The following is a 24,124-nucleotide window of genomic DNA, read 5'->3' as shown; positions in this document are numbered from 1 at the left end:
ATGAGCGAAAGTGCAAAGAGCAAAACAATGCGACATATGAAGCTGGAAAAGGGCGCCGACGGCGTCGCCATTCTAACTCTCGACAATGCCGACGTGAGCATGAATGTCGTGTCCGACGAATGGCTTGACGACATGAACGCTGCCATTGCCGATTTTCGCGATGACGATTCCGTAACGGGCGTCGTAGTCGCCTCAGGCAAGAAGGCCTTCATGGCGGGTGTCGATCTCAAGTTCGTGGTCGATGCCTATGAAACCATGTCTGCCAAGGAAGCCTATGCCTTCAGCCAGAAGGCCACCGCGATGCACCGTGCGCTGGAGACGATGGGTAAGCCTGTCGCCTGCATCATGAACGGGCTCGCGCTCGGTGGCGGTTTCGAACTCGCCTTGGCATGCCATCATCGCATACTGGTGGATGATCTGCAGGCCGTGGTGGGGCTGCCCGAAGTCACGTTGGGCTTGCTGCCCGGTTCCGGCGGCACACAGCGCCTGCCGCGCATTATCGGTCGCAAGCCGGCGCTCGACCTGCTCCTTTCGGGGCGCTCTGTCGCCCCGCAGGAGGCGCTCAAGCTCGGCATTGTCGACGAGGTGGCTTCAGCCGACGAACTGATGGACAAGGCGCGCCAGTGGCTGGCAACCGATCCGCCGGCAGAGCGCATCTGGGATGTGAAAGGCTACGCCATTCCCGAAATGCGCGGAATGATCGTTCCCGAAGTGGCGATGGATTACTCGATTGCCGTGGCAGGAATCGTCAACAAGCATGGCTACAATTATCCAGCGCCCGGCGCGATCCTGTCCTGCGTGTTCGAAGGGCTTCAAATGCCGATGGACAAGGCGCTGTCGGTGGAAAGCAAGTATTTCGCCAAGCTCCTGACAGACCCTGTGGCGCGCAATATGATTCGCACCACTTTCATTTCCAAACAGGCCGCCGAGAAGGGTGCTCGCCGTCCTGATGCCGTGGCAAAGTCCGAAGTGCAGAAGCTAGGCGTGCTGGGTGCCGGGATGATGGGCGCAGGGATTGCGCTTGTTTCCGCCAATGCGGGCATTGACGTTGTGCTGATCGACCGTGACACCTCCACTGCCGAAAAAGGCAAGGGCTATAGCGAAAAGGTTTTCGGCAAGGCCGTGGAACGCGGCAGGATGACGCAGGACAAGGCCGATGCCGCTCTCGCACGCATCAATCCGACTGACGATTTCGCCCATCTCGAAGGCTGTGATCTGGTGGTCGAGGCGGTGTTCGAAGATCTGGATATCAAGGCGCAAACCACGAAAAAGGCCGAAGCAGTTCTGCCTGACAGCGCGGTATTCGCAACCAACACGTCTACGCTGCCGATCTCGAAACTGGCCAAGGCATCGAAGCGACCCGATCAGTATATCGGCCTGCATTTCTTCTCGCCGGTCGATCGCATGGGCCTGGTCGAAGTTATCATGGGGGAGCAGACGTCGGAGGAAACGCTGGCGAAATCGCTCGATTTCATTACGCAGATCCGCAAGACCCCGATCGTGGTGAACGATGCCCAGGGTTTCTACACCAGCAGGGTGTTCCGCATGTTCATCTTCGAAGGCGCTGCCATGATGGCAGATGGTGTCGAGCCTGCGCGGATCGAGAACGCCGCCCGGGCCGCCGGTTTCCCGATAGGCCCGCTCGCCCTGCTGGACGAGGTGACAATCGATCTTCCCGTGAAGATCCTGAAGGACGCGGAAGGCAAGGAAGGCAACCTCTACACGATCGAGCGCGGCGGCCAGGTGCTCGACCGCATGCTGGAGCTGGGCCGCGGCAGCCGCAAGGCCGGAGGCGGCTTCTACGAATATGCCGAGGACGGCACCAAGCGCGTGTGGACCAGGTTGGCGAAGGAGTTTCCGACCAGCGCAGAACAACCCGATCAGGACGAGTTGAAGAAGCGCTTCCTCTATTCGCAAGCCAATGAAACTGCCCGCTGCTTGGAAGAGGGTGTGCTGGAAACACCGCAGGATGCCGATGTCGGCGCCTTGCTGGGCTGGGGCTTCCCTTCCTGGACCGGGGGTACGTTGAGCTATATCGACACTGTGGGGATCGAGGCATTCGTGGAAGAGGCGAAGCGTCTCGCCAAGGCCTATGGCGAAAGGTTTGCGCCTTCAGCATGGTTGCAGGAAAAGGCCGCGACGCAGGAAAACTTCTATTCACCAGTGGCGTCGAAGGGCTGACGAGCGATGCAGCGTACGATTTTCGAACCCGAGCACGAGCAGTTTCGCGACAGTGTTCGCAAGTTCATGCAGGCCGAGGTTGGTCCGAATGCCGAACGCTGGCGCGAAGCTGGCATGGTTGATCGCGAGGTCTATCTGAAGGCCGGCGAACAGGGTCTGCTGTGTGTGTTTGCAGATGAGAAATATGGCGGCGCCGGTATTGATGACCTGCGTTTCGACCAGATCATTGTCGAGGAGAACATGCGTCACGGCGATATCGGGTTCTATATCAATCTGCATAACAACCTCGTGGCGCCCTACATTCACAAGCTCTGCAACGAGGAACAGAAGGATCGCTTCATGCCCGGCGTGGTTTCAGGCGAGACGATTCTGGCGGTCGCCATGACCGAGCCTTCCACCGGGAGCGACCTGGCGGGCATGAAGACCCGCGCGGTGGAGAAGGGCGATCACTGGGTGTTGAGTGGAGCCAAGACCTATATCTCCAACGGCATTCTGGGCGATGTGGTGGTTGTTGCCGCGCGCACCGATCCCGACAGGCCGCACGGCATAAGCCTGTTCCTGGTGGAGCGCGGGATGGAAGGGTTCGAACGCGGTCGCAAGCTGGAGAAGATGGGCCTCAAGTCACAGGATACGGCAGAGCTGTTCTTCAATGATGTCAAGGTACCGCAGAAAAACCTGATCGGCGAGGCGGGAAAGGGCTTCAAATACCTGGCACAGATGCTGGCACAGGAAAGGCTTATCGCCGCCATCGGTTTCATGGCCACTGCGCAGACTGCATTCGACCTGACGCTGGAATATGTGAAGGAGCGCCGCGCATTCGGAAAGCCGATCGGCGCCTTCCAGAACACCCGTTTCAAGATGGCGCAGATGCGCGCACAGTTGGATATGGCACAGACCTACGTCGATCAATGCGTGATGCTGCTGAACGACAGCGCCCTGACGGCCGAGGATGCATCGGCAGCGAAATTGCTCACCAGCGAACTTGAAGGGCGCGTGATGGACGAATGCGTGCAGCTGCATGGCGGTGCCGGCTACATGGAGGAATATCGCATCAGTCGCATGTTCACCGACGCGCGCATCAGCCGCATTTTCGCCGGGACGAGTGAAATAATGCTCGAGATCATCGGCCGCGGGCTGGGACTGGACGAGCGCAAGATGAATTGATCCAGGTTGCGCACGAAGCGGACCGGAACGATCGGGAATGCTGACGGGGAACTCGCCGCAGTATGGGAGACGGCAGAGTGATTGCTAGCATTGAAGAAATAGTCGAAGAGGCCCGCAACGGGCGCATGTTCATTCTCGTAGATGACGAGGACCGCGAGAACGAGGGTGATCTTATCATCCCGGCGCAGATGGCCACGCCGTCGGCGGTCAATTTCATGGCGACCCATGGTCGCGGCCTGATTTGTCTCGCGCTTACCAGGCAGCGGGTGGACCAGCTTGGCATCGATTTGATGAGCCAGCAGAACCGTACCCGGCACGAGACGGCCTTCACTATCTCCATCGAGGCGCGCGAAGGCGTGACCACGGGTATATCGGCCGCGGATCGCGCCCGCACTATCGCCGTGGCCATCGATGGCGGTAAAGGCGCCGATGATATAGTCACGCCCGGTCATGTATTTCCGCTCGTCGCCCGCGATGGCGGCGTGCTGGTTCGCGCCGGACATACAGAGGCTTCGGTCGACATCTCGCGGTTGGCGGGCCTGAATGCGTCTGCGGTTATTTGTGAGATCATGAACGACGATGGTACGATGAGCCGGATGGACGATCTGATAGGCTTTGCGAGAAAGCATGATCTGAAAGTCGGCACTATCCGCGACCTTATCGCCTATCGCCGCGAGCATGACCATCTGATCGAGCGTAGATCCGAACGGGATTTTGCCAGTCGTTGGGGTGGCGACTGGAAAGCGATCTGTTTCTACAACAAGGCAACCCGTGAAGAGACACTTGCCTTGGTGAAGGGCAAGATCGACCCGGCCACTCCAACGCTGGTGCGGATGCAGTTGCTATCTGTCTTTCCCGACGTGTTTGCAGAAGCCGGTGGGCGGGAATCGCTGGTGCGCCGATCAATGGAGACCATTGCCGAGGAAGGGAGCGGCGTATTGGTGCTTATCAATCGCCCCGTGCCCGATTTTGTCAGTCGGGCCATGCGGATTGCAGGGTTGAAATCGGCAGAAAAAACCGCGGGCGAGAATCCTGAACAGCGTGACTATGGCAATGGCGCGCAGATTCTTGCCGAACTTGGTTTGAGAGACATGATCCTACTCACCAACAACAGCCGGTCTCTGGTCGCGCTTGAAGGCTATGGTCTGTCGATTGTCGGTGAACGGAGCATCGACCAAGGCTAAAGATCGCAAGTCCGACGTCATGCGGGAAAGGACGGCGCGTAATGCCGTGTTATGAATTCCAGGGTATCAGGCCAGTGGTCGATCCCTCCAGCTATGTTCATCCGCTGGCTTCGTTGATTGGCGATGTAATTGTCGGTCCGGGGTGTTTCATCGGCCCATGCGCGAGCCTTCGGGCTGATTTCGGACGCCTTCTCGTGGAGGCTGATGCCAACATTCAGGATTGTGCCACTGTGCATGTCTCGACCGAGCGCGATACCGTGATCCGGCGCGGCGCCACCATTGCCCATGGCGCAGTTATCCATGGCTGCGAAATCGGAGAGAATTGCCTGATCGGAATCAACGCTGTCGTGCTCGACGCGGCAATTCTCGGGGCCGAGTGCATGATCGGTGCCATGTCCCTTGTGCCGCACGGGCTGGAGGCACCAGAGCGCAGTCTGCTCATGGGCGTTCCGGCACGGATTGTCCGCACCATGTCGGCTGACGAGATCGGATGGCGCAACGATGGCGATGGTGAATACCAGCTGCTCACCCTGGAAGTGCAATCAAGTTTGCGGGAAACGGAGCCCTTGCGCCAGGTCGAACCGCACAGAAGACGTACGGAAATAGCCGCCAGTCCGGTCAGGTTTGGCGAACGGACGGAGACAGAGACGGCGAGAAAGCCGGGTTAAGTCTGGTCCGCCTGCAGGGCGTTCATCACTTCCAGATGCTGCGTTGAAGCATCGCCGCTATGGTGAGATAGCTCTTCGAGAAGTTGCGACAGGAGCAAACGCAACTGGTCCAGTTCTTCTGTCCTGAAAGCTTTCTGCGCGCTCGCCTCTATCGCCTTCGCTTGCGCGAACAATCCAATCATCGTCTCGCGGCCGGACTTCGTAAGCGCAATCCTGCCGCTGTCTTCTTCCGTGATATAATCCTGTTCCGCCAGCCTTTGAAGGTCATCCTTCGTCCATTCCCAGCCTGATGCTTCCAGAACGGCGTTCACATCGGCCAGTGTTGCAGGCCCGCCCTTCATGAGGATGGAGAGCGCATAGTGATCGCCCTGCGACAGGCCAAGCCTGCTGACTTCGGCCCGCACGCCGTCTGTCAGCATGAAATAGGCGCGGGCGACAAGGTAGTTCAGATCACGGTGGTCGCCTTCACCATCGTCGCTGTTCGGCGAGGTCTTGCGGGCATATTTGCCGCGATGAAAGAGCAGAGGCTCCTTCTCGGACTGCTCGAGATTGAGAACCTCTCCGACGAAGATAATATGGTCGCCGCCATCGTACTGATATGCTGTCTGGCATTCGAAGCGTGCCGCGCAATCGGTGAGGAGTGGAATACCGGCGCGGCCTGTCTTGAATTCCACTCCCTCGAACTTGTCGACGCCTGGCGTCGCAAACTGGTCTGAAAGCGCTTCCTGATCCGCACCCAGTATATGAACGGCAAAAGCATCCACTGCCTTGAAAGCCTCGATGTTCGACGATTTCTTTGCCAGGCTCCAGAGCACCAGCGGCGGATCGAGCGAAACCGAATTGAAGCTGTTGGCAGTAAGGCCGACCTTCCGGCCATCATGGTTCGTGGTGACGATGGTGACACCGGTAGCGAAACTCCCAAGCGCATTCCTTAATGATTTCGCGTCGATCACAATTTTCCTCTCACCGGTCGGGCAGCGCCCATGCAGGTCTGGGTCGATATGCTAGATTGCAGGGCCTGTCGCTCACCTTTCGGGCGATAGGTGGTGCCCCCGCGCTTACGGCATCAATCGCTTTCGGCCCTGCGTGACACATTCCGCCAGCCACTCCTTGCCGGCGCGCACCTTAGAGAGACCCTGCGTGTCACGATGAGTGATGATCCAGAAGCTGCGCTCGACAATTTTCTCGGGGCATACGACGACGAGGTTCGTCGATTTGTCCGCGATGAAACACGGGAGCACGCCGATTCCTGCACCAGCCTCAACCAGCCTGTGCTGGGCATTGATACTGGAGGATCGGATCTGGGATTCGAGCCCGGCATGAAAATCATCGAGGTAATTCAGTTCGGGGGCGTAGAGCAGATCGGGGACATAGCTAACCAGTGTATGCCCGTGTTCCAGATCGGCAGGCGTTTCGGGAGTGCCATGCTGTTCGAGATATGAGCGGCTAGCATACAGTCTGAGACGGTAGTCAGAGAGCTTCTTGCACAGGACGGGACCGGCCTTGGACCTGGAAAGCATGACAGCGATATCGGCCTCCCGCCGTGACGGGCTGAGGAAACCACTGTTGGCCACAAGTTCGATGGTCAGCGCCGGGTGCTGCTGGGCGAAGGAATTCAGATAGGGGGTCAGGAACTGGCTACCGAAGCCTTCCGATACGCTGAGGCGCAGGGTGCCGCTGATGCCCGAATGCGAAACTGCAACCTCGTCAATCATCCGAGCCAGTTCCGCCATTCCTTCTGCCTTGGTGAGCAGCGCCTCGCCTGCCTCCGTGAGAACCTGTCCGCTGCGCGTGCGTTCGAAAAGGGTGACTCCAAGCCGCTGTTCAAGTCGTTTCAGTCGCCGACCGAGCGTCGTTGGGTCCAGCTTCAGTTTCTGCGCTGCATGACCAAGTTGCCCGGCATCTGCCACGGCAAGAAACACGCGCACGTCGTTCCAATTGAGTTCCTGCATATTTGCAGCTTATGGCTGCAAAATTGGACCTTGTCTGTAAGTTTTCGATCATCCATCGCGTGTAGACCAACTTTGAGGATGAGTTTCCTATGCGACAGATCGACCACTTCATTCAGGGCTACGAAGGCAGCAGCAGTGGCCGGACACACAAGGTGTGGAACCCCTCTACTGGCGAAGTGCAGGCAGAGGTCGCACTTGGAGATGCTTCCTTGCTCGACCGCGCCGTCGCCAATGGGAAGAAGGTGCAGCCCGAATGGGCGGCAACCAATCCCCAGCGGCGCGCCCGGGTGATGTTCAAGTTCAAGCAATTGCTCGAAGACAACATGCAGGAACTGGCAGAGTTGCTGGCTAGCGAACACGGCAAGGTCGTCGATGATGCAAAGGGCGACGTGCAGCGCGGTCTGGAGGTGATCGAATATGCCTGCGGGATTCCCCAGGTGCTGAAAGGCGAATTTACCAACGGCGCAGGGCCGGGGATCGATGTTTACTCTATGCGCCAGCCGTTGGGGGTTTGTGCCGGTATCACGCCGTTCAATTTTCCTGCGATGATACCGATGTGGATGTTCGGGATGGCGATTGCCGCAGGCAATGCCTTCATCCTAAAGCCCAGCGAACGCGATCCAAGCGTGCCCATGCGTCTGGCCGAGTTGTTCCTCGAGGCTGGAGCGCCCGAAGGCCTGTTGCAGGTTGTGCATGGTGACAAGGAAATGGTTGATGCAATCCTGGACCATCCGAATATTCCCGCCATCAGTTTCGTCGGCAGTTCCGACATTGCGCAGTATATCTACTCGCGCGGTACGGCGAACGGGAAGCGCGTACAGGCATTCGGCGGGGCGAAGAACCACGGTGTAGTCATGCCCGATGCCGACCTCGACCAGGTCGTGAATGATCTTGCAGGCGCAGCCTTCGGATCGGCGGGCGAGCGTTGCATGGCACTGCCGGTGGTCGTTCCCGTGGGTGAGGATACGGCGGGCCGGCTGCGGGAAAAGCTGATTCCGGCGATCAATGCACTGCGCGTCGGCGTATCGAATGATCCCGAAGCACACTACGGGCCGGTCGTAACGCCAGAGCACAAGGCCCGGGTGGAAAGCTGGATCGACACGGCTGAAAAGGAAGGCGCGGAAGTCGTGATCGACGGACGCGGGTTCAGCCTTCAGGGTCACGAGAACGGGTTCTTCGTAGGCCCGACGCTTCTCGATCGTGTCACGCCAGAGATGGAAAGCTACAAGGAGGAAATCTTTGGTCCTGTTCTGCAGATCGTGCGCGTGAAAGACTTCGAGGAGGCGTTGCGGCTGCCCAGTGAGCACCAGTATGGCAACGGCGTTGCCATCTTCACCCGCAACGGCCACGCCGCGCGAGAGTTCGCAAGCCGTGTGAATGTCGGCATGGTCGGGATCAACGTGCCGATCCCCGTGCCGGTCAGCTATCACAGCTTCGGCGGCTGGAAGCGGTCGGGCTTTGGCGACGTCGATCAGTACGGCACCGAAGGGCTGCGCTTCTGGACCAAGGCCAAGAAGGTCACCCAGCGCTGGCCCGATGGCGGCGGCGACGGGTCGAACGCATTCCTCATCCCGACGATGGGTTGAGGCGATGCAGAAACTCTTTCCTTCCGCCGAAGCTGCTTTGGAAGGCGTGCTGCAAGATGGCATGCTGATCGCCAGTGGCGGTTTTGGCCTGTGCGGCATTCCCGAACGGCTGTTGAAGGCGATCCAGGATAGCGGTGTGCAGAACCTCACCTTCGCCAGCAACAATGCCGGTATCGATAATGAGGGCATTGGCATGCTCCTTCGCAGCAAGCAGGTGGCGAAGATGATTTCCAGCTATGTGGGCGAGAACAAGGAATTCGAGCGCCAGTATCTTTCCGGTGAGCTGGAGGTGGAATTCTGCCCCCAGGGCACGCTGGCAGAGCGTATGCGCGCAGGCGGCGCGGGCATTCCCGGTTTCTATACCAAGACTGGCGTCGGCACGCAGGTGACAGAGGGCAAGGAAGTCAAAAGCTTTGACAAGGGTGACGGACCGGAGGATTTCATCCTCGAACATGGCATCTTCGCCGACCTTGCCATTGTAAAGGCGTGGAAGGCGGATGAAACCGGCAATCTGATGTTCCGCAAGACCGCCGGCAATTTCAACCAACCCGCCGCCACATGCGGCAAGATTTGCGTTGTCGAGGTGGAGGAAGTGGTGCCGGCCGGATCGCTGGAACCCGATTGCATACACCTGCCCGGCGTTTTCGTGAACCGCATGGTGGTGGGCGCGCCTTACGACAAGAAAATCGAGTTCGTCACTACTCGCAAACGGGAAACCGCATGACGGCCCAGGAATCAGACACGCAGACCAAGGGCTGGACCCGCGATGAAATGGCCGCACGCGCGGCGAACGAATTGCAGGATGGCTATTACGTCAATCTGGGCATTGGCATTCCCACGCTGGTGGCAAACCACATTCCGGCAGGCATGCAGGTAACGCTGCAAAGCGAAAACGGCATGCTGGGCATCGGCCCCTTCCCTTACGAAGGCGAGGAGGATGCCGACCTGATCAATGCCGGCAAGCAGACCATCAGCGAATTGCCGCATTCCGCCTATTTCGACAGCGCCACCAGCTTCTCGATGATTCGCGGCGGCCATATCGACCTCACCGTACTGGGCGCAATGGAGGTGGCCGGGAACGGCGACATCGCCAACTGGATGATTCCGGGCAAGATGGTGAAGGGTATGGGCGGCGCGATGGATCTGGTCGCAGGCGTGAAGAAGATCATCGTAATGATGGAGCACACCAGCAAGCACGGCGATCCCAAGTTTATTCCCGGATGCACCCTGCCGCTGACCGGTACGAACGTGGTCGACATGATCATAAGCGATCTCGCGGTGTTCCAGCGGCCCGACCGCGATAGCCCTTTCCGGTTGGTGGAACTGGCGCCGGGCGTCACGGCAGAGGACGTGGCGGAAAAGACCACCGCGCATTACGAAAGCTGAGGAGCAAAAGATTTGACCGAGCCGCTTCCCGAAATATCGCTTGTTCGCAACAATGGTGCGGCCGACAGTCTTGCAAATTACAGGGGCAAGGTTCTGCTGATTGTCAACACGGCATCCAAATGTGGTCTCACGCCGCAATACGCGGGGCTCGAGAAATTGCGATCCACCTATGCCGGTCGCGGGTTCGAAGTGCTGGGATTTCCGGCCAATGATTTCGCCGGACAAGAGCCGGGTAACGACGCCGAGATCGCTCAATTCTGCGACGTGAATTTCAACGCCAGCTTTCCCTTATTCCAGAAAGCAAGCGTGGTCGGCAGCGACAAGCAACCCTTGTTCGCGGCGCTGACAAGTGCCGTGTCGGAAAAGACAGGCGACACAGACAGTTTCAAGGAACGGCTGCGCAGCAACGGCCTGACCCCGAACGAGGACCCGGAAGTGCTGTGGAACTTCGAGAAATTCCTCATCGCACGTGACGGCCGTGTGCTCGCCCGCTTCTCCCCCACGACAGCGCCTGAAGATGCAGCACTGGCTGAAGCCATTGAAAGCGCCTTGGAGGCCTGAATAACATGACCGGACAATTCCAGTTGAATGAAGACCAGCTCGCCATCCAGGAGATGGCTCGGCGCTTCACCGCCGATAATATCACCCCACATGCAGGCGAATGGGACGAACAGCACCACTTCCCCAGGGACGTGATCAAGAGCACAGCAGAGCTGGGCTTCGGCGCCATCTACGTGAGCGAGGATAGCGGCGGTATTGGCCTTGGACGGCTGGAATCCGCGCTGATCATGGAGGCGCTGGCCTATGGCTGCCCCACCACGAGCGCATTCATATCGATCCACAACATGGCCGCGTGGATGATCGATTGTTTCGGCGGCGACGGGGTGAGGGCGAGGTATCTCGACGATCTCATCAGCATGGAAAAGCTTGCCAGCTACTGCCTGACGGAACCGGACAGCGGGTCAGACGCAGCCGCACTCAAGTCAACGGCACGGCTGGATGGCGATCATTACGTCTTGAACGGCACCAAGCAATTCATCTCCGGCGGCGGGGTGAACGATGTCTACGTGGTGATGGTGCGCACCGGCGAGCACAAGACCCGCGGCATTTCCTGCGTCGTCGTGGACAAGGACACCCCCGGCGTCAGCTTCGGCGCGCCGGAAAAGAAGCTGGGCTGGAACGCCAGCCCGACAGCGCAAGTGATCTTCGAGGATGCGCGTGTGCCGGCGGACAACCGCGTGGGCGATGAGGGCGAAGGGTTCCGCATCGCAATGGCGGGACTGGACGGCGGTCGCCTCAATATCGGCGCGTGTTCACTGGGCGGGGCGCAACGTTGCATGGACGAGGCGATCGCCTATTCGAAGGATCGCCAGCAATTCGATCAGCCGATTGCCGAGTTCCAGAATACGCGGTTCATGCTCGCTGACATGGCAACCGAACTGGAGGCGGCACGCGCACTTCTTTATCTCGCCGCCGCCAAGGTTACCGACAATGCGCCGGACAAGACCCGCTTTTCCGCAATGGCCAAGCGCCTTGCCACCGATAGCGGGTCCAACGTCGTCAACAACGCGCTGCAGATATTCGGCGGCTACGGCTATCTGAAAGACTACCCCATCGAACGGTTCTGGCGCGATTTACGCGTGCACTCGATCCTCGAAGGCACAAACCAGGTGATGCGAATGATAGTGGGAAGGGACTTGCTGCGCCAATGACCAAGGACGTGCACATTCAAACGCATGGCCGGGTTGGGCATATCTCGCTCAACCGGCCCAAGGCGATCCACGCCCTCACTCTCGATATCTGTCACGACATGAGCGCGGCGTTGAGCGAATGGGCCACCGACGGTTCCATCGACGCGGTCCTGCTCGACCATTCCGAGGGTCGCGGCTTTTGCGCAGGCGGCGACATCAACCTGCTGCGCGAATCCGCCCTGACTGACGGTGGTACTTCGGGCCGGAAGTTTTTTCACGACGAGTATCAGCTCAACCACCAGATCTTCGAGTATGAAAAACCCATCGTGGCTTTCATGGATGGTGTCACGATGGGCGGCGGCGTCGGTATTTCATTGCCCACGAAATTCCGGATTGCGACCGAGAATACGCGCTTTGCAATGCCGGAAACGGGCATCGGCTTGTTCCCTGACGTTGGCGGAGGCTGGTATCTGTCGAGGCTTTGCGGCCGCCTTGGTCAGTATCTCGCTCTCACGGGCGCGCGCCTTGATGGTGCGGAGTGCGTCTGGGCGGGCCTGGCAACGCATTTCCTGCCGGCAGACAGGCTGGCCGAGGCCAAGGCGAGGATCAGAGAGAAGCCCGATCGCATTCCGGGCATCCTTGCAGAACTTTCCAGCACGCCGCCGGAGGCGCGGATCGCCGAGCATGTCGACCGCATCCACCACCATTTCGCCTCGGATAGTATCGAGGACACACTCGCTAGTCTGGAAGCCGACGATACCGAATGGTCAGCGAGGGCGCGTGCGGTGCTGGTCAGCAAGAGTCCGCAGACCTGCAAGGTGGCGCTGAGGGAACTTGAACAAAGCGCGAAGCTGAACAGTTTCGCTGAAAACATGGCGATGGAATATCGCATCGCGTCGCGGGTGCTCTTGCGGCCAGATTTTGCTGAAGGCGTGCGTGCCGTCATTGTCGACAAGACCGGCGATCCGCAGTGGAACCCTGCGAGGCCCGAAGACGTAAGCGAGCAGATGCTCGACGAGATATTCGCCCCGCTGCCGGAAAATGAAGAATGGAAACCGCTATGAGCTCCAATACGCTGATCGTTGAACCGAACGCGCAGGGCAATAAGGGCGTCACCCTGATCACCCTTAACCGACCCAAGGCGCTCAACGCGCTGAACAGCGAGGTTCTGGAAGAACTGATCGCGGCCTTTGCTGCATTCGAGGCGGACCCGGCACAGCTTTGCGCAGTCGTGACCGGATCCGGCGAGAAGGCGTTTGCCGCAGGCGCGGACATCAAGGAAATGATCGAGAAGCAATCTGCCGAATTCTATCTCGAGGATTTCTTCTCGAACTGGACCGGCGAAATCGTGAAAAAGGTCCGCAAACCCTGGATCGCTGCCGTCAACGGCTTTGCGCTGGGCGGTGGATGCGAACTGGCCATGATGGCCGATTTCATAATCGCGTCCGAACATGCCCGTTTCGGCCAGCCGGAAATCAAGCTCGGTGTGGCACCGGGCATGGGCGGGTCGCAGCGACTGACACGCGCTATTGGCAAGTCCAAGTCGATGGAAATGTGCCTCACGGGCCGGATGATGGACGCCAATGAGGCAGAGCGTGCCAACCTGGTCGTGCGGGTTTTACCTCAGGACGAGTTGCTGGGCGATGCCCTGAAAACCGCCGCGACAATCGCTGCAATGCCTCCGATGGCCGCGATCGCCAACAAGGAGATGGTCAACGCAGCGTTTGAGACGACGCTCGATCAGGGCCTGATCATGGAGCGCCGTATCTTCCAGATCCTTGCTGCAAGTGAGGACAAGCAGGAAGGGATGGCCGCATTCGTTGAAAAGCGAGGGGGACAGTGGAAGGGGCGCTGACCTCCCGACTGCACATCAGAACCTATCCTTCGGCGGGTACAGAGTGTCGCCAGCCCTTCGATAGGGCAACCCCAGCTCGGTAGAAGGAGTAGCCTTTTGAAGATTGCATTTATCGGCCTTGGAAACATGGGCGGCGGAATGGCTGCGAACCTGCTGAAGGCTGGTCATGGGGTGCGCGCTTTCGACTTGTCGGAAGAGGCGCTGGCGACGGCAAAGGCGAATGGTTGCGAAACCTTCACCTCGGCAAGCAGGGCATGCCAGGGCGTGGACGCCGTGGTCTCGATGCTGCCCAACGGGGAGGTCGTGAAGTCCGTCTACACCGGCGACGTGATCGGAGAGGCACCGGAAGGCGCGGTGTTCCTCGATTGCTCCACCATTGACGTTGCCACCGCGCGCGAGGTGGCGGAAGTTGCTGAGGCTGCAGGGTATGCCATGGTCGACGCGCCGGTATCGGGCGGGATTGCAGCAGCCGTTGCAGGCACGCTCACCTTCATGGTCGGCGGCAGCGAAAACGCTTTCAGCAAGGCAGAGCCGGTGTTGCAAGACATGGGCAAGGCGGTGATTCATGCGGGACAGGCGGGCAATGGTCAGGCCGCGAAAATCTGCAACAACATGCTGCTTGGCACTCACATGGTCGGCACGTGCGAGGCTTTCATCCTGGCGCAGAGCCTAGGCCTGGATCCACAGCTGTTCTACGATATTTCCAGCGTCAGCAGCGGCCAGTGCTGGAGTATGACGAGCTATTGCCCGCTTCCAGGAGTCGGGCCCAAGTCACCTGCCGACAATGACTATCGGGGCGGCTTTGCCACAGGCCTGATGTTGAAGGATCTGAAACTGGCAATGGAAGCGGCACAGAAGGCGGGCGTCGATACCCCGATGGGCAGCCGCACACGAGAGCTTTACGAGGCTTTTGACAGCGCGGGCAATGGCGGTCGCGATTTCTCCGCCATTATTCAAACGCTCAAGCAGGGCTAAGCTGATGTCCGCCAATATCGCCGAAATGGAACGCCGCCGTGAAGCCGCCCGCATGGGAGGCGGTCAGAAGCGCATCGATGCCCAGCACGCCAAGGGCAAGCTGACCGCGCGAACGGCTCGAAGTCCTGCTGGACGAAGGCTCGTTCGAAGAGCTGGACACTTATGTCGAGCACGACTGCATCGATTTTGGCATGGAAGAACAGAAGATCTCCGGTGACGGCGTGGTCACCGGTAGCGGCACGATCAACGGGCGGCTGGTCTATGTCTTCAGCCAGGATTTCACCGTTTTCGGCGGCTCGTTATCCAAGCGCCACGCGGAGAAGATCTGCAAGGTGATGGACAACGCCATGAAAGTGGGCGCCCCCGTCATCGGCCTGAACGACAGCGGCGGCGCGCGCATCCAGGAAGGCGTGGCCAGCCTTGGCGGCTATGCCGAGGTGTTTCAGCGCAACGTGCTGGCCAGCGGCGTGATTCCGCAGCTTAGCCTCATCATGGGCCCATGCGCAGGCGGTGCGGTGTATTCGCCCGCCATGACGGACTTCATCTTCATGGTGAAGGACAGCTCCTACATGTTCGTGACCGGGCCGGAAGTGGTGAAGACCGTCACCAATGAGGAGGTGACGCAGGAAGACCTCGGTGGCGCCGTGGTGCACACCACCAAGACCAGCGTTGCCGACCTCGCGCTGGAGAACGATATCGAGGCGCTGCTGGCCGCGCGCGAGCTGATCGGCTTCGTGCCGGAAAGCAATCGCGACCCGCTGCCGCACCTGCCTACTGACGATCCGTGGGACCGGCGCGAGGACAGCCTCGACACGCTGATCCCGGCCAGTTCCAACATGCCGTATGACATGCACGAACTGATTTCGAAGGTGGTGGATGACGGCAATTTCTTCGAGATCCAGCCTTCGCACGGCGCTAACATCATCACCGGTTTTGGTCGCATCGAAGGCCAGCCGGTGGGCTTCGTCGCGAACCAGCCGATGGTGCTGGCAGGCGTGCTGGATATCGACGCCACTCGCAAGGCCGCGCGCTTCGTGCGCTTCTGCGACGCCTTCAGCATTCCGATCGTGACATTTGTGGACGTGCCCGGCTTCCTTCCCGGCACCGGGCAGGAACACAACGGCATCATCAAGCACGGCGCGAAGCTGCTGTTCGCCTATGCCGAGGCAACCGTACCCAAGATCACCGTGATCACCCGCAAGGCCTATGGCGGTGCGTACGACGTGATGGCGTCAAAGCATCTGCGCGGCGATTTCAACTACGCCTGGCCGACCGCCGAGATCGCGGTGATGGGCGCCAAGGGCGCGGTCGAGATCATCTTCCGCCAGGATCGCGACAACCCGGAGAAGATCGCCGAGAAAACGAAGGAATACGAAGACCGCTTCGCCAACCCCTTCGTGGCGGCGAGCCGCGGCTACATCGACGAAGTGATCTATCCGCACTCCACGCGGCGGCGGATTGCGCTTGGGCTGCGGAAACTGAAGGGTAAGGAATTGGAGAACCCTTGGAAGAAGCACGATAATCTGCCGCTTTAGAGAGACAGGACATAGGCATGGAAGACGTATACATCCTCGCCGGAGCGCGGACGGCCATCGGCTCGTTTGGCGGTTCGCTCGCATCTATGCGCCCGGCGGAAATCGGCGCGCTCGTCGCCAAGGAAGCTATTGCGCGTTCGGGCGTCGCTGCAGAGAAATTTCAGCAATTGGCCGTGGGCAGCGTAGTTCCCACTCAGCCGGCCGACTCCTATCTTGCACGCGTCATTTCGATCAATGCGGGCCTTCCCGTTTCTAGCGTGGGCATGGGCGTCAATCGTCTTTGCGGTTCCGGCTTGCAGGCTATCGTTTCGATGGCGCAGGGCGTGACGCTGGGCGAGTGCGATTATGCCATTGGCATGGGAGCGGAAAGCATGTCGAACGCGCCGCATATGACCAGCGGCGCTCGCTTCGGCACTAAGATGGGTTCCATCGAATTGCAGGACAGCATGCTCGGCGCGCTGCACGATCCCTTCGACAACATCCACATGGGCGTGACCGCAGAGAATATTGCGAAGCAGTGTTCGATCAGCCGCGAGGAGCAGGATGCGCTGGCGGTTTCCAGCCATCAACGGGCCGCGAAAGCGATCGAGCAGGGGTACTTTAAGGAACAGATCGTCCCTGTCGAGTTCAACAGCCGAAAGGGAACCAAGGTGTTCGACACAGATGAACACGTTCGGGCGGACGCTTCGCTGGAAGGCATGGCCGGGTTGCGCCCTGTCTTCCAGAAGGATGGCACCGTCACCGCCGGCAATGCCAGCGGGCTGAACGATGGCGCGGCTGCCGTTGTGCTTGCCAGTGGCAAGGTGGTGGAGGCCAAAGGGCTGACGCCGATGGCAAAAGTGTTGGCGTGGGGCCATGCCGGGGTTGAGCCGAGCGTGATGGGCCTTGGTCCGGTGGAGGCCGTTCCGGTCGCGTTGAAGCGCGCGGGGCTTTCGCTCGACCAGATGGACGTGATCGAAAGCAACGAGGCCTTTGCTGCGCAGGCTTGCGGCGTTGCCAAGACGCTTGGTTTCGATTCCGACAAGACCAACCCTAATGGATCGGGCATATCGCTTGGACACCCCATCGGGGCAACCGGCGCCATCCTCACCATCAAGTGCGTCTATGAGTTGCGTCGCACAGGCGGCAAGTACGGGCTCATCACGATGTGTATCGGTGGCGGACAGGGTATCGCCATGATTATCGAGAACAGCGCGGCAAGCTGATGAAACTCGGCCGCCTCAATCACATCGGCGTTGCCACGCCATCGATCGCCGCTTCCATTTTGCATTTCCACGATATGATGGGAGCGACCGATATCTCCGAACCTTTCGACATGCCCGAGCAAGGGGTGAAGGTCTGCTTCGTCAACACGCCAACCGGGAGTGACATGAATGGAACGCAGATCGAGTTGATCGAACCGCTGGACGAGAATTCGCCGATCCACGGCTTTCTCGCCAAGAACCCGCAAGGCGGCCAGCATCACGTCTGCTTCGAAGTCGAGGATATTTCCGAAGCGCGAGCGTGGTTCGAGGGGCAGGATAAGCGTATTCTCGGCCCCACGCGAATTGGTGCGCATGGCACACCGATTTTCTTCCTCCATCCCAAGGACATGATGGGCCAACTCACCGAGATTATGGAAACGCCCCGAGGCGAAGACGGGGGCGGTCACTAGGATGACGGAAAAACCATCCAAATCAGACTGGCAGGACAGGGCTTCCAAGGAGGTTAAGGGCCGCGATCTCACCTGGCACACGCCAGAGGGTATCGATGTGCAGCCATTGTATACTGCGAAGGATGTCGAGGGGCTGGATCCCGGCCTGCCCGGATTCGAGCCCTTCACCCGTGGCCCCTATGCCTCGATGTACACGGGCAGGCCGTGGACGATCCGGCAGTATGCAGGCTTCTCGACTGCCGAGGAATCGAACGCCTTCTACCGCCGCAATTTGGCGGCGGGTCAGAAGGGACTCTCGGTTGCCTTCGACCTTGCCACCCATCGCGGTTACGATTCGGACCATCCGCGCGTCGTCGGCGATGTCGGCAAGGCAGGGGTCGCCATCGATACCGTGCGCGACATGGAAATCCTGTTCGACCAGATCCCGCTCGACACCATGAGCGTATCGATGACCATGAACGGCGCGGTGATCCCGATCCTGGCCTTCTACATCGTGGCGGGCGAACGGCAGGGCGTCAGCGCGGAAAAGCTGAGAGGCACCATCCAGAACGATATTCTGAAGGAGTTCATGGTCCGCAACACCTACATCTATCCGCCCGAGCCTTCGATGCGGATCGTTTCGGACATCATCGCATATACCTCGGCCAACATGCCCAGGTTTAACAGCATCTCCATCAGCGGCTATCACATGCACGAAGCCGGGGCGACGGCGGTGCAGGAGCTTGCCTTCACCATTGCCGACGGCAAGGAGTACGTGAAACGCGCGATGGAGACGGGTCTCGACATCGATGTCTTCGCGCCGCGCCTGTCGTTCTTCTGGGGCATCGGCATGAGTTTTTTCATGGAGATCGCCAAGATGCGCGCAGGGCGCGTGCTGTGGCACGACATCATGGAGGAACTGGGCGCGCAGAACCCCAAGTCGAAGATGCTGCGCACCCATTGCCAGACCTCGGGCGTCTCCTTGCAGGAACAGGACCCGTACAACAACGTGATCCGCACCACGCTGGAGGCGCTGGCCGCGGTGCTTGGCGGTACGCAGAGCCTGCACACTAACGCGCTGGACGAGGCGTTGGCACTGCCCACCGATTTCTCTGCCCGCATCGCCCGGAATACGCAACTGGTGCTGCAAGAGGAAAGCGGCGTGACAAACGTCGCCGATCCTTTGGGCGGCAGCTATTATATCGAGAGCCTGACCAACGAACTGGTGGAAAAGGCCCGCGCCCTCATCAAGGAAGTCGACGGGCTCGGCGGCATGACCGCAGCGGTTGCCAGCGGCATGCCCAAGGCGAAGATCGAGGAAGCGGCAGCCGCCAAGCAGGCTAGCGTCGACAAGGGGGAAACCGTGATCGTCGGCGTGAACAAGTACCGCCTCGGTGAAGAGGCCCATATCGACACGCTGGACATCGACAATCACAAGGTCCGCCAGAGCCAGATCACGCGCATCGAGAAGGTCCGCCGCAACCGGGACGTGGAGGCCGTGAAGGTCGCGCTCGCCAATCTGTCGCGCGGCGCGCGGGTGGATCGCTCCGCCAACGACGAATTGCTGGATAAGGGCAGGGACGACAAGGGCGTGCCTCTGCCGCCGTCGCAATTGGAAAAGCTGGCGGCCGAGAGGGAAACCAACCTGCTGGCACTGGCCGTAGAGGCGGCGCGCGCCGATGCGACGCTGGGCGAGATTTCCAAGGCGATGGAAGACGCCTTCGGTCGCTATGACACCCTGCCAACGCCGGTGAAGGGCGTCTATGCCGCTGCCTACGAGGGCGACGCACGCTATGCGCAGGTGGTGGATGGCGTCGATTCTGTCGCCCACCGCCTCGGTCACCGGCCCCGCATTCTCGTCGCCAAGATGGGCCAGGACGGGCACGATCGCGGCGCCAACGTCATTGCTTCCGCCTTTGCCGACATGGGTTTCGAAGTAATCTCCGGGCCGCTGTTCCAGACGCCTGAGGAAACCACGAAAATGGCGCTGGAGCACGAGGTGGACGCCGTCGGCGCATCCTCGCTGGCCGCTGGCCACAAGACGCTGATCCCCGAACTTATCAACCACCTGCGCGACGCGGATCGCGGCGATATCAAGGTGGTGGCAGGCGGCGTGATCCCGCCGCAGGACTACGACTTCCTCAAAAAAGCAGGTGTGCAGGGCATTTATGGCCCCGGCACAAATGTGGTCGAAGCGGCAGCGGACCTGCTGCGCCTGCTGGGCCATAACATGCCGCCTGCGGGGTGGGAATTCACGATGGAAGGTGAAACTGAATGAACATCCATGAATACCAGGCCAAGGAACTGCTCGCGAAATTCGGCATCGGCATCCCGACCGGCTATCCCGCGCTTACCGTCGAAGAAGCTGTCGAGGGCGCCAAGAAGCTTCCCGGACCGCTTTATGTCGTAAAGGCGCAGATCCACGCTGGCGGACGCGGCAAGGGCAAGTTCACCGAGCTCAGCGCGGATGCCAAGGGCGGCGTGCGGCTGGCCAAGAGCATCGAGGATGTCGAGGCTGACGCGAAGGACATGCTCGGCAACACGCTGGTCACCATCCAGACAGGCGACGAAGGCAAGCAGGTCAATCGCCTTTACGTGACCGACGGCGTTGATATCGCCAAGGAATATTACCTCTCGATGGTGATCGACCGCGAGACCAGCCGCGTCGCCATGATCGTATCCACCGAAGGCGGCATGGATATCGAGGACGTGGCGCATAACACGCCCGAGAAGATCACCACCATCACCATCGATCCGGCCACCGGCTTCATGCCGCACCATGGCCGCGCGGTGGCATTTGCGCTGAAGCTGTCCGGCGGGCTGGCCAAGGAAGCGCAGAAACTGTCGAAGAAGCTGTACGAGGCTTTCGTCACGCTGGATTGCGCCATGCTGGAGATCAATCCGCTGGTGGAAACCGAGGGCGGAGAGCTGCTGGTGCTCGACACCAAGATGAGTTTCGATTCAAATGCGCTCTATCGCCACCCCGACGTGGAAAAGATGCGCGACGAGACCGAGGAAGACTCGATGGAGGTCGAGGCCTCCAGGCACGATCTCGCTTACATCAAGCTGGACGGTAACATCGGCTGCATGGTGAACGGCGCCGGCCTGGCCATGGCGACCATGGATATCATCAAGCTGAACGGCGCCTTCCCCGCTAATTTCCTCGATGTGGGCGGCGGCGCCGACAAGGAGAAGGTGACGGCAGCCTTCAAGATCATCCTGTCCGATCCTGCCGTGGAAGGCATTCTCGTCAACATCTTCGGCGGCATCATGAAATGCGACATCATCGCCGATGGCATCGTCTCCGCGGCGAAGGAAGTGAACCTGTCCGTGCCGCTGGTGGTGCGCCTGGAAGGCACCAACGTGCAGCAGGGCAAGGATATTCTCGCCAACTCCGGCCTGCCGATCATCCCGGCAGACGACCTTGGCGATGCTGCCAAGAAGATCGTCGCCCAGGTGAAGGAAGGAGGCGCGGCATGAGCATTCTCGTCGACAAGAACACCAAGGTTATCACCCAGGGCATGACCGGTGACACCGGCACGTTCCACACGCAGCAGGCGCTGGATTACGGCACCAAGATGGTGGCGGGCGTGACCCCTGGCAAAGGCGGCACCGAGCATATCGGTCTGCCCAACTTCAACACCGTGCGCGAAGCCAAGGAGGCAACTGGTGCCACCGCATCGTGCATCTACGTGCCGCCGCCCTTCGCTGGCGATGCCATCCTTGAGGCCATCGAGGCCGAGGTGGAACTGATTGTCTGCATTACCGAAGGCATTCCGGTGATGGACATGGTGATGGTGAAGCGCGCTCTTTCCGGCAGCAAGTCCCGCTTGATCGGTCCAAACTGCCCCGGCGTGCTGACGCCCGGCGAATGCAAGATCGGTATCATGCCCGGCTCCATCTTCCAGAAGGGCACCGTGGGCGTCGTCAGCCGTTCGGGCACGCTTACCTACGAAGCCGTGCACCAGACAACGGCTGTCGGCCTCGGCCAGACCACCGCTGTCGGCATTGGCGGCGATCCGGTGAACGGCACCAACTTCATCGACGTGCTCGACCTTTTCCTTGACGACGATGCCACCAAGTCGATCATTATGATCGGTGAAATAGGTGGTTCTGCGGAAGAAGAAGCAGCCGAGTTCATCAAGCAGGAAGCCGCTAACGGCCGACGCAAGCCGATGGTCGGCTTCATTGCCGGGCGCACGGCTCCTCCGGGGCGCCGCATGGGCCATGCAGGAGCCATCGTCTCGGGCGGCAAGGGCGGAGCGGAAGACAAGATCGCGGCGATGAAAGAGGCGGGCATCCGCGTTGCCCAGTCGCCCAGTGAGCTTGGTACCACGCTCGATGCCCTGCTGAAGGAACTCGCCTGATGTTCACGAAGATCCTCATCGCCAATCGCGGGGAGATCGCGTGCCGTGTCATCAAGACCGCGCGCCGGATGGGTATTGCGACGGCGGCGGTCTACTCCGACGCCGATGCCCGTGCGCCTTTCGTGCAGATGGCGGACGAGGCCGTGCATATCGGCCCTCCGCCTGCCGCTGAAAGTTACCTGCTGGCTGACAAGATCATTGCGGCCTGCAAGCAGACCGGGGCCGAGGCGGTGCATCCAGGCTATGGCTTTCTGTCGGAGCGGGCAAGTTTTGTCGAGGCTCTGGCCAAGGAGGGCATCGAGTTCATTGGTCCGCCCGCCAATGCCATTGCCGCGATGGGCGACAAGATCGAGAGCAAGAAGCTGGCCAAGGCGGCAGGCGTCAACACCGTGCCAGGCTCCGAAGATGCCATCGACACCACGGAGGAGGCTCTGACAGTCTCCAACGGAATCGGCTACCCGGTGATGATGAAAGCCAGTGCGGGCGGCGGCGGCAAGGGTATGCGCCTTGCGTGGAACGACAAGGACGTGGAAGAAGGCTTCGAAGCGACCAAGCGCGAAGGCCTCAATTCCTTCGGCGACGATCGCGTGTTCATCGAAAAATTCATTCAGGACCCGCGCCATATCGAGATCCAGGTGCTGGGCGACAAGCATGGTAACCTGCTTTACCTCAACGAACGCGAATGCAGCATCCAGCGCCGCCACCAGAAGGTGGTGGAAGAAGCGCCATCGCCGTTCGTAACGCCGGAGATGCGGCGCAAGATGGGCGAGCAGGCCGTCGCGCTGTCGAAGGCGGTGGGCTACCACTCGGCAGGTACGGTGGAACTGATCGTCAGCGGCGCGGACTCTACAGGAGATAGCTTCTACTTCCTCGAGATGAACACCCGCCTGCAGGTGGAGCATCCCGTTACCGAGGCGATTACGGGGATCGACCTTGTTGAATACATGATCCGCGTGGCTGCCGGCGAAAAGCTGCCGATGAGCCAGGATGATATCGGCATCGATGGCTGGGCGATCGAGAACCGCATCTATGCCGAAGACCCCTACCGCGGGTTCCTGCCATCGACTGGGCGACTGGTGCGCTACTCCACGCCGGTAGAACCGTGGGCGGGCGATCTTCGGGGTGTGGACGGTGTCCGCTTCGATTCCGGCGTGCAGGAAGGCGGCGAAGTGTCCATCTTCTACGATCCGATGATCGCCAAGCTGGTGACCTGGGGCAAGACGCGCGACGAGGCAGCGGACCTGCAAGTCAAGGAGCTCGACAATGTCGAACTTGAAGGACTCGGCCACAATGTCGACTTCCTGTCTGCCCTGATGCAGCACCCGCGCTTTCGCAGCGGGGACCTGACCACAGGCTTTATTGTAGAGGAATACCCGGAAGGTTTCGAAGGCGCTGCCACCAGCGAGGAGCGCAGTCGCACGATCGCGGCCATCGCTTCCTGGATAGAACTCACCTACCAGACGGGCCAGCGGCAGATCAGCGGGCAGCTTCACGACGCGCAGCCTGTCACGCCTGCATGGATCGTGCGCATCCAAGGCAATGATCACGCTGTTACGCTGGGCGAAGGCCATGCCATGGTCGATGGCGAAAAGGTGGAGTTTGTCTGCACCTGGCGGTCTGGCCAGCGCACTGCCACGGCAACGCAGCCCGATGGCTCTGCGCTGGGTCTTGTCGTCAAGCGCAAGCGGTCCAACTGGGAGATCAACACCCGAGGCCGGACCTACACCGTGCGCGTATTGCCAGCCCGGCTTGCCGACCATGCGGGCCACATGATCGAGAAGGAGCCGCCCGATACCTCGAAGTTGCTGCTGTGCCCGATGCCGGGCCTGCTGGTGAAGCTGCATGTGGGCGAGGGAATGAAAGTCGAGGCGGGACAGCCGCTTGCAACGGTAGAAGCCATGAAGATGGAAAACATTCTGCGCGCCGAAAAAGCCGGTACCGTTGCCA

The 24,124-nt window shown here is 60.1% G+C and carries 20 protein-coding genes and 1 pseudogene; 19 read left to right on the top strand and 2 right to left on the bottom strand.

Annotated features, from left to right (window positions below; translation table 11 throughout):
* Positions 1–27: 27 nt before the first annotated feature.
* The 4 genes from RM533_RS08645 (at position 28) to RM533_RS08630 (ending at position 5,197) form a co-directional block, all read left to right on the top strand.
* Positions 28–2,181, top strand: a complete 2,154-nt coding sequence (locus RM533_RS08645) for a 3-hydroxyacyl-CoA dehydrogenase NAD-binding domain-containing protein (RefSeq protein WP_311340834.1) — start codon at positions 28–30, stop codon at positions 2,179–2,181.
* 6 nt (positions 2,182–2,187) lie between these two features.
* Positions 2,188–3,345 carry an acyl-CoA dehydrogenase family protein gene (locus RM533_RS08640; protein ID WP_311340833.1) on the top strand — a complete coding sequence of 386 codons (1,158 nt, stop codon included), beginning with the start codon at positions 2,188–2,190 and terminating at the stop codon, positions 3,343–3,345.
* Between the two features lie 62 nt (positions 3,346–3,407).
* Positions 3,408–4,529: a 3,4-dihydroxy-2-butanone-4-phosphate synthase gene (ribB, locus tag RM533_RS08635; protein WP_311340832.1), complete on the top strand. Its 1,122-nt coding sequence runs from the start codon at positions 3,408–3,410 to the stop codon at positions 4,527–4,529.
* Between the two features lie 41 nt (positions 4,530–4,570).
* Positions 4,571–5,197, top strand: coding sequence for a phenylacetic acid degradation protein PaaY (locus tag RM533_RS08630; protein ID WP_311340831.1), 627 nt, complete (start codon positions 4,571–4,573; stop codon positions 5,195–5,197).
* On the opposite strand, the gene RM533_RS08625 is transcribed toward RM533_RS08630, so the two are convergent.
* Both RM533_RS08625 and RM533_RS08620 read right to left on the bottom strand, forming a co-directional pair.
* Positions 5,194–6,150, bottom strand: coding sequence for a flavin reductase (locus tag RM533_RS08625; RefSeq protein ID WP_311340830.1), 957 nt, complete (start codon positions 6,148–6,150; stop codon positions 5,194–5,196). The two genes, RM533_RS08630 and RM533_RS08625, sit on opposite strands and share 4 nt — an antisense overlap.
* A gap of 105 nt (positions 6,151–6,255) precedes the next feature.
* The gene (locus RM533_RS08620; RefSeq protein ID WP_311340829.1) at positions 6,256–7,149 is read right to left on the bottom strand and encodes a LysR family transcriptional regulator; all 894 of its coding nucleotides are present in this window, start codon (positions 7,147–7,149) and stop codon (positions 6,256–6,258) included.
* Between the two features lie 89 nt (positions 7,150–7,238).
* Here RM533_RS08620 and RM533_RS08615 point away from each other — a divergent pair, with 89 nt between their 5' ends.
* The 15 genes and pseudogenes from RM533_RS08615 to RM533_RS08545 form a co-directional block, all read left to right on the top strand.
* Positions 7,239–8,735, top strand: a complete 1,497-nt coding sequence (locus RM533_RS08615) for a CoA-acylating methylmalonate-semialdehyde dehydrogenase (protein WP_311340828.1) — start codon at positions 7,239–7,241, stop codon at positions 8,733–8,735.
* A gap of 4 nt (positions 8,736–8,739) precedes the next feature.
* On the top strand, positions 8,740–9,459 hold the full coding sequence (locus RM533_RS08610) for a CoA transferase subunit A (RefSeq protein WP_311340827.1): 720 nt from the start codon (positions 8,740–8,742) through the stop codon (positions 9,457–9,459).
* Positions 9,456–10,121 carry a CoA transferase subunit B gene (locus tag RM533_RS08605; protein WP_311340826.1) on the top strand — a complete coding sequence of 222 codons (666 nt, stop codon included), beginning with the start codon at positions 9,456–9,458 and terminating at the stop codon, positions 10,119–10,121. The genes RM533_RS08610 and RM533_RS08605 overlap by 4 nt, the downstream gene beginning before the upstream one ends.
* A 12-nt stretch (positions 10,122–10,133) precedes the next feature.
* Positions 10,134–10,682, top strand: a complete 549-nt coding sequence (locus tag RM533_RS08600) for a glutathione peroxidase (protein WP_311340825.1) — start codon at positions 10,134–10,136, stop codon at positions 10,680–10,682.
* 5 nt (positions 10,683–10,687) lie between these two features.
* The gene (locus RM533_RS08595) at positions 10,688–11,833 is read left to right on the top strand and encodes an acyl-CoA dehydrogenase family protein (protein ID WP_311340824.1); all 1,146 of its coding nucleotides are present in this window, start codon (positions 10,688–10,690) and stop codon (positions 11,831–11,833) included.
* A complete protein-coding gene (locus tag RM533_RS08590) occupies positions 11,830–12,876 on the top strand; it encodes an enoyl-CoA hydratase/isomerase family protein (RefSeq protein WP_311340823.1) in 1,047 nt (348 codons plus the stop codon). The genes RM533_RS08595 and RM533_RS08590 overlap by 4 nt, the downstream gene beginning before the upstream one ends.
* Positions 12,873–13,667, top strand: a complete 795-nt coding sequence (locus RM533_RS08585) for an enoyl-CoA hydratase-related protein (RefSeq protein WP_311340822.1) — start codon at positions 12,873–12,875, stop codon at positions 13,665–13,667. Before RM533_RS08590 ends, RM533_RS08585 begins: the two co-directional genes overlap by 4 nt.
* A gap of 96 nt (positions 13,668–13,763) precedes the next feature.
* Positions 13,764–14,642: a 3-hydroxyisobutyrate dehydrogenase gene (gene mmsB / locus RM533_RS08580; RefSeq protein ID WP_311340821.1), complete on the top strand. Its 879-nt coding sequence runs from the start codon at positions 13,764–13,766 to the stop codon at positions 14,640–14,642.
* 4 nt (positions 14,643–14,646) lie between these two features.
* Positions 14,647–16,177: pseudogene (locus RM533_RS08575) on the top strand (acyl-CoA carboxylase subunit beta).
* Positions 16,178–16,194: 17 nt separating this feature from the next.
* Positions 16,195–17,382 (top strand): beta-ketothiolase BktB, encoded by a 1,188-nt coding sequence (gene bktB / locus RM533_RS08570; protein WP_311340820.1) that lies wholly within the window; start codon positions 16,195–16,197, stop codon positions 17,380–17,382.
* Positions 17,382–17,831, top strand: a complete 450-nt coding sequence (gene mce, locus RM533_RS08565; protein ID WP_311340819.1) for a methylmalonyl-CoA epimerase — start codon at positions 17,382–17,384, stop codon at positions 17,829–17,831. Before bktB ends, mce begins: the two co-directional genes overlap by 1 nt.
* Before the next feature lies 1 nt (position 17,832).
* Positions 17,833–20,088, top strand: a complete 2,256-nt coding sequence (scpA, locus tag RM533_RS08560) for a methylmalonyl-CoA mutase (protein WP_311340818.1) — start codon at positions 17,833–17,835, stop codon at positions 20,086–20,088.
* The gene (sucC, locus tag RM533_RS08555) at positions 20,085–21,290 is read left to right on the top strand and encodes an ADP-forming succinate--CoA ligase subunit beta (protein WP_311340817.1); all 1,206 of its coding nucleotides are present in this window, start codon (positions 20,085–20,087) and stop codon (positions 21,288–21,290) included. The genes scpA and sucC overlap by 4 nt, the downstream gene beginning before the upstream one ends.
* Complete coding sequence (sucD, locus tag RM533_RS08550; protein WP_311340816.1) at positions 21,287–22,177, top strand: succinate--CoA ligase subunit alpha; 891 nt, start codon at positions 21,287–21,289, stop codon at positions 22,175–22,177. Before sucC ends, sucD begins: the two co-directional genes overlap by 4 nt.
* Positions 22,177–24,124, top strand: a 1,948-nt coding sequence (locus RM533_RS08545; protein WP_311340815.1) for an ATP-binding protein, incomplete at its 3' end; no start/stop codon positions are given. The genes sucD and RM533_RS08545, both read left to right, overlap by 1 nt.

The organism is Croceicoccus esteveae (assembly GCF_031846435.1).
In the GTDB taxonomy this organism is placed as follows: domain Bacteria; phylum Pseudomonadota; class Alphaproteobacteria; order Sphingomonadales; family Sphingomonadaceae; genus Croceicoccus; species Croceicoccus esteveae.
Note: the sequence above shows the minus strand (reverse complement) of the source record. Positions and strands in the feature narration are given on the sequence as shown.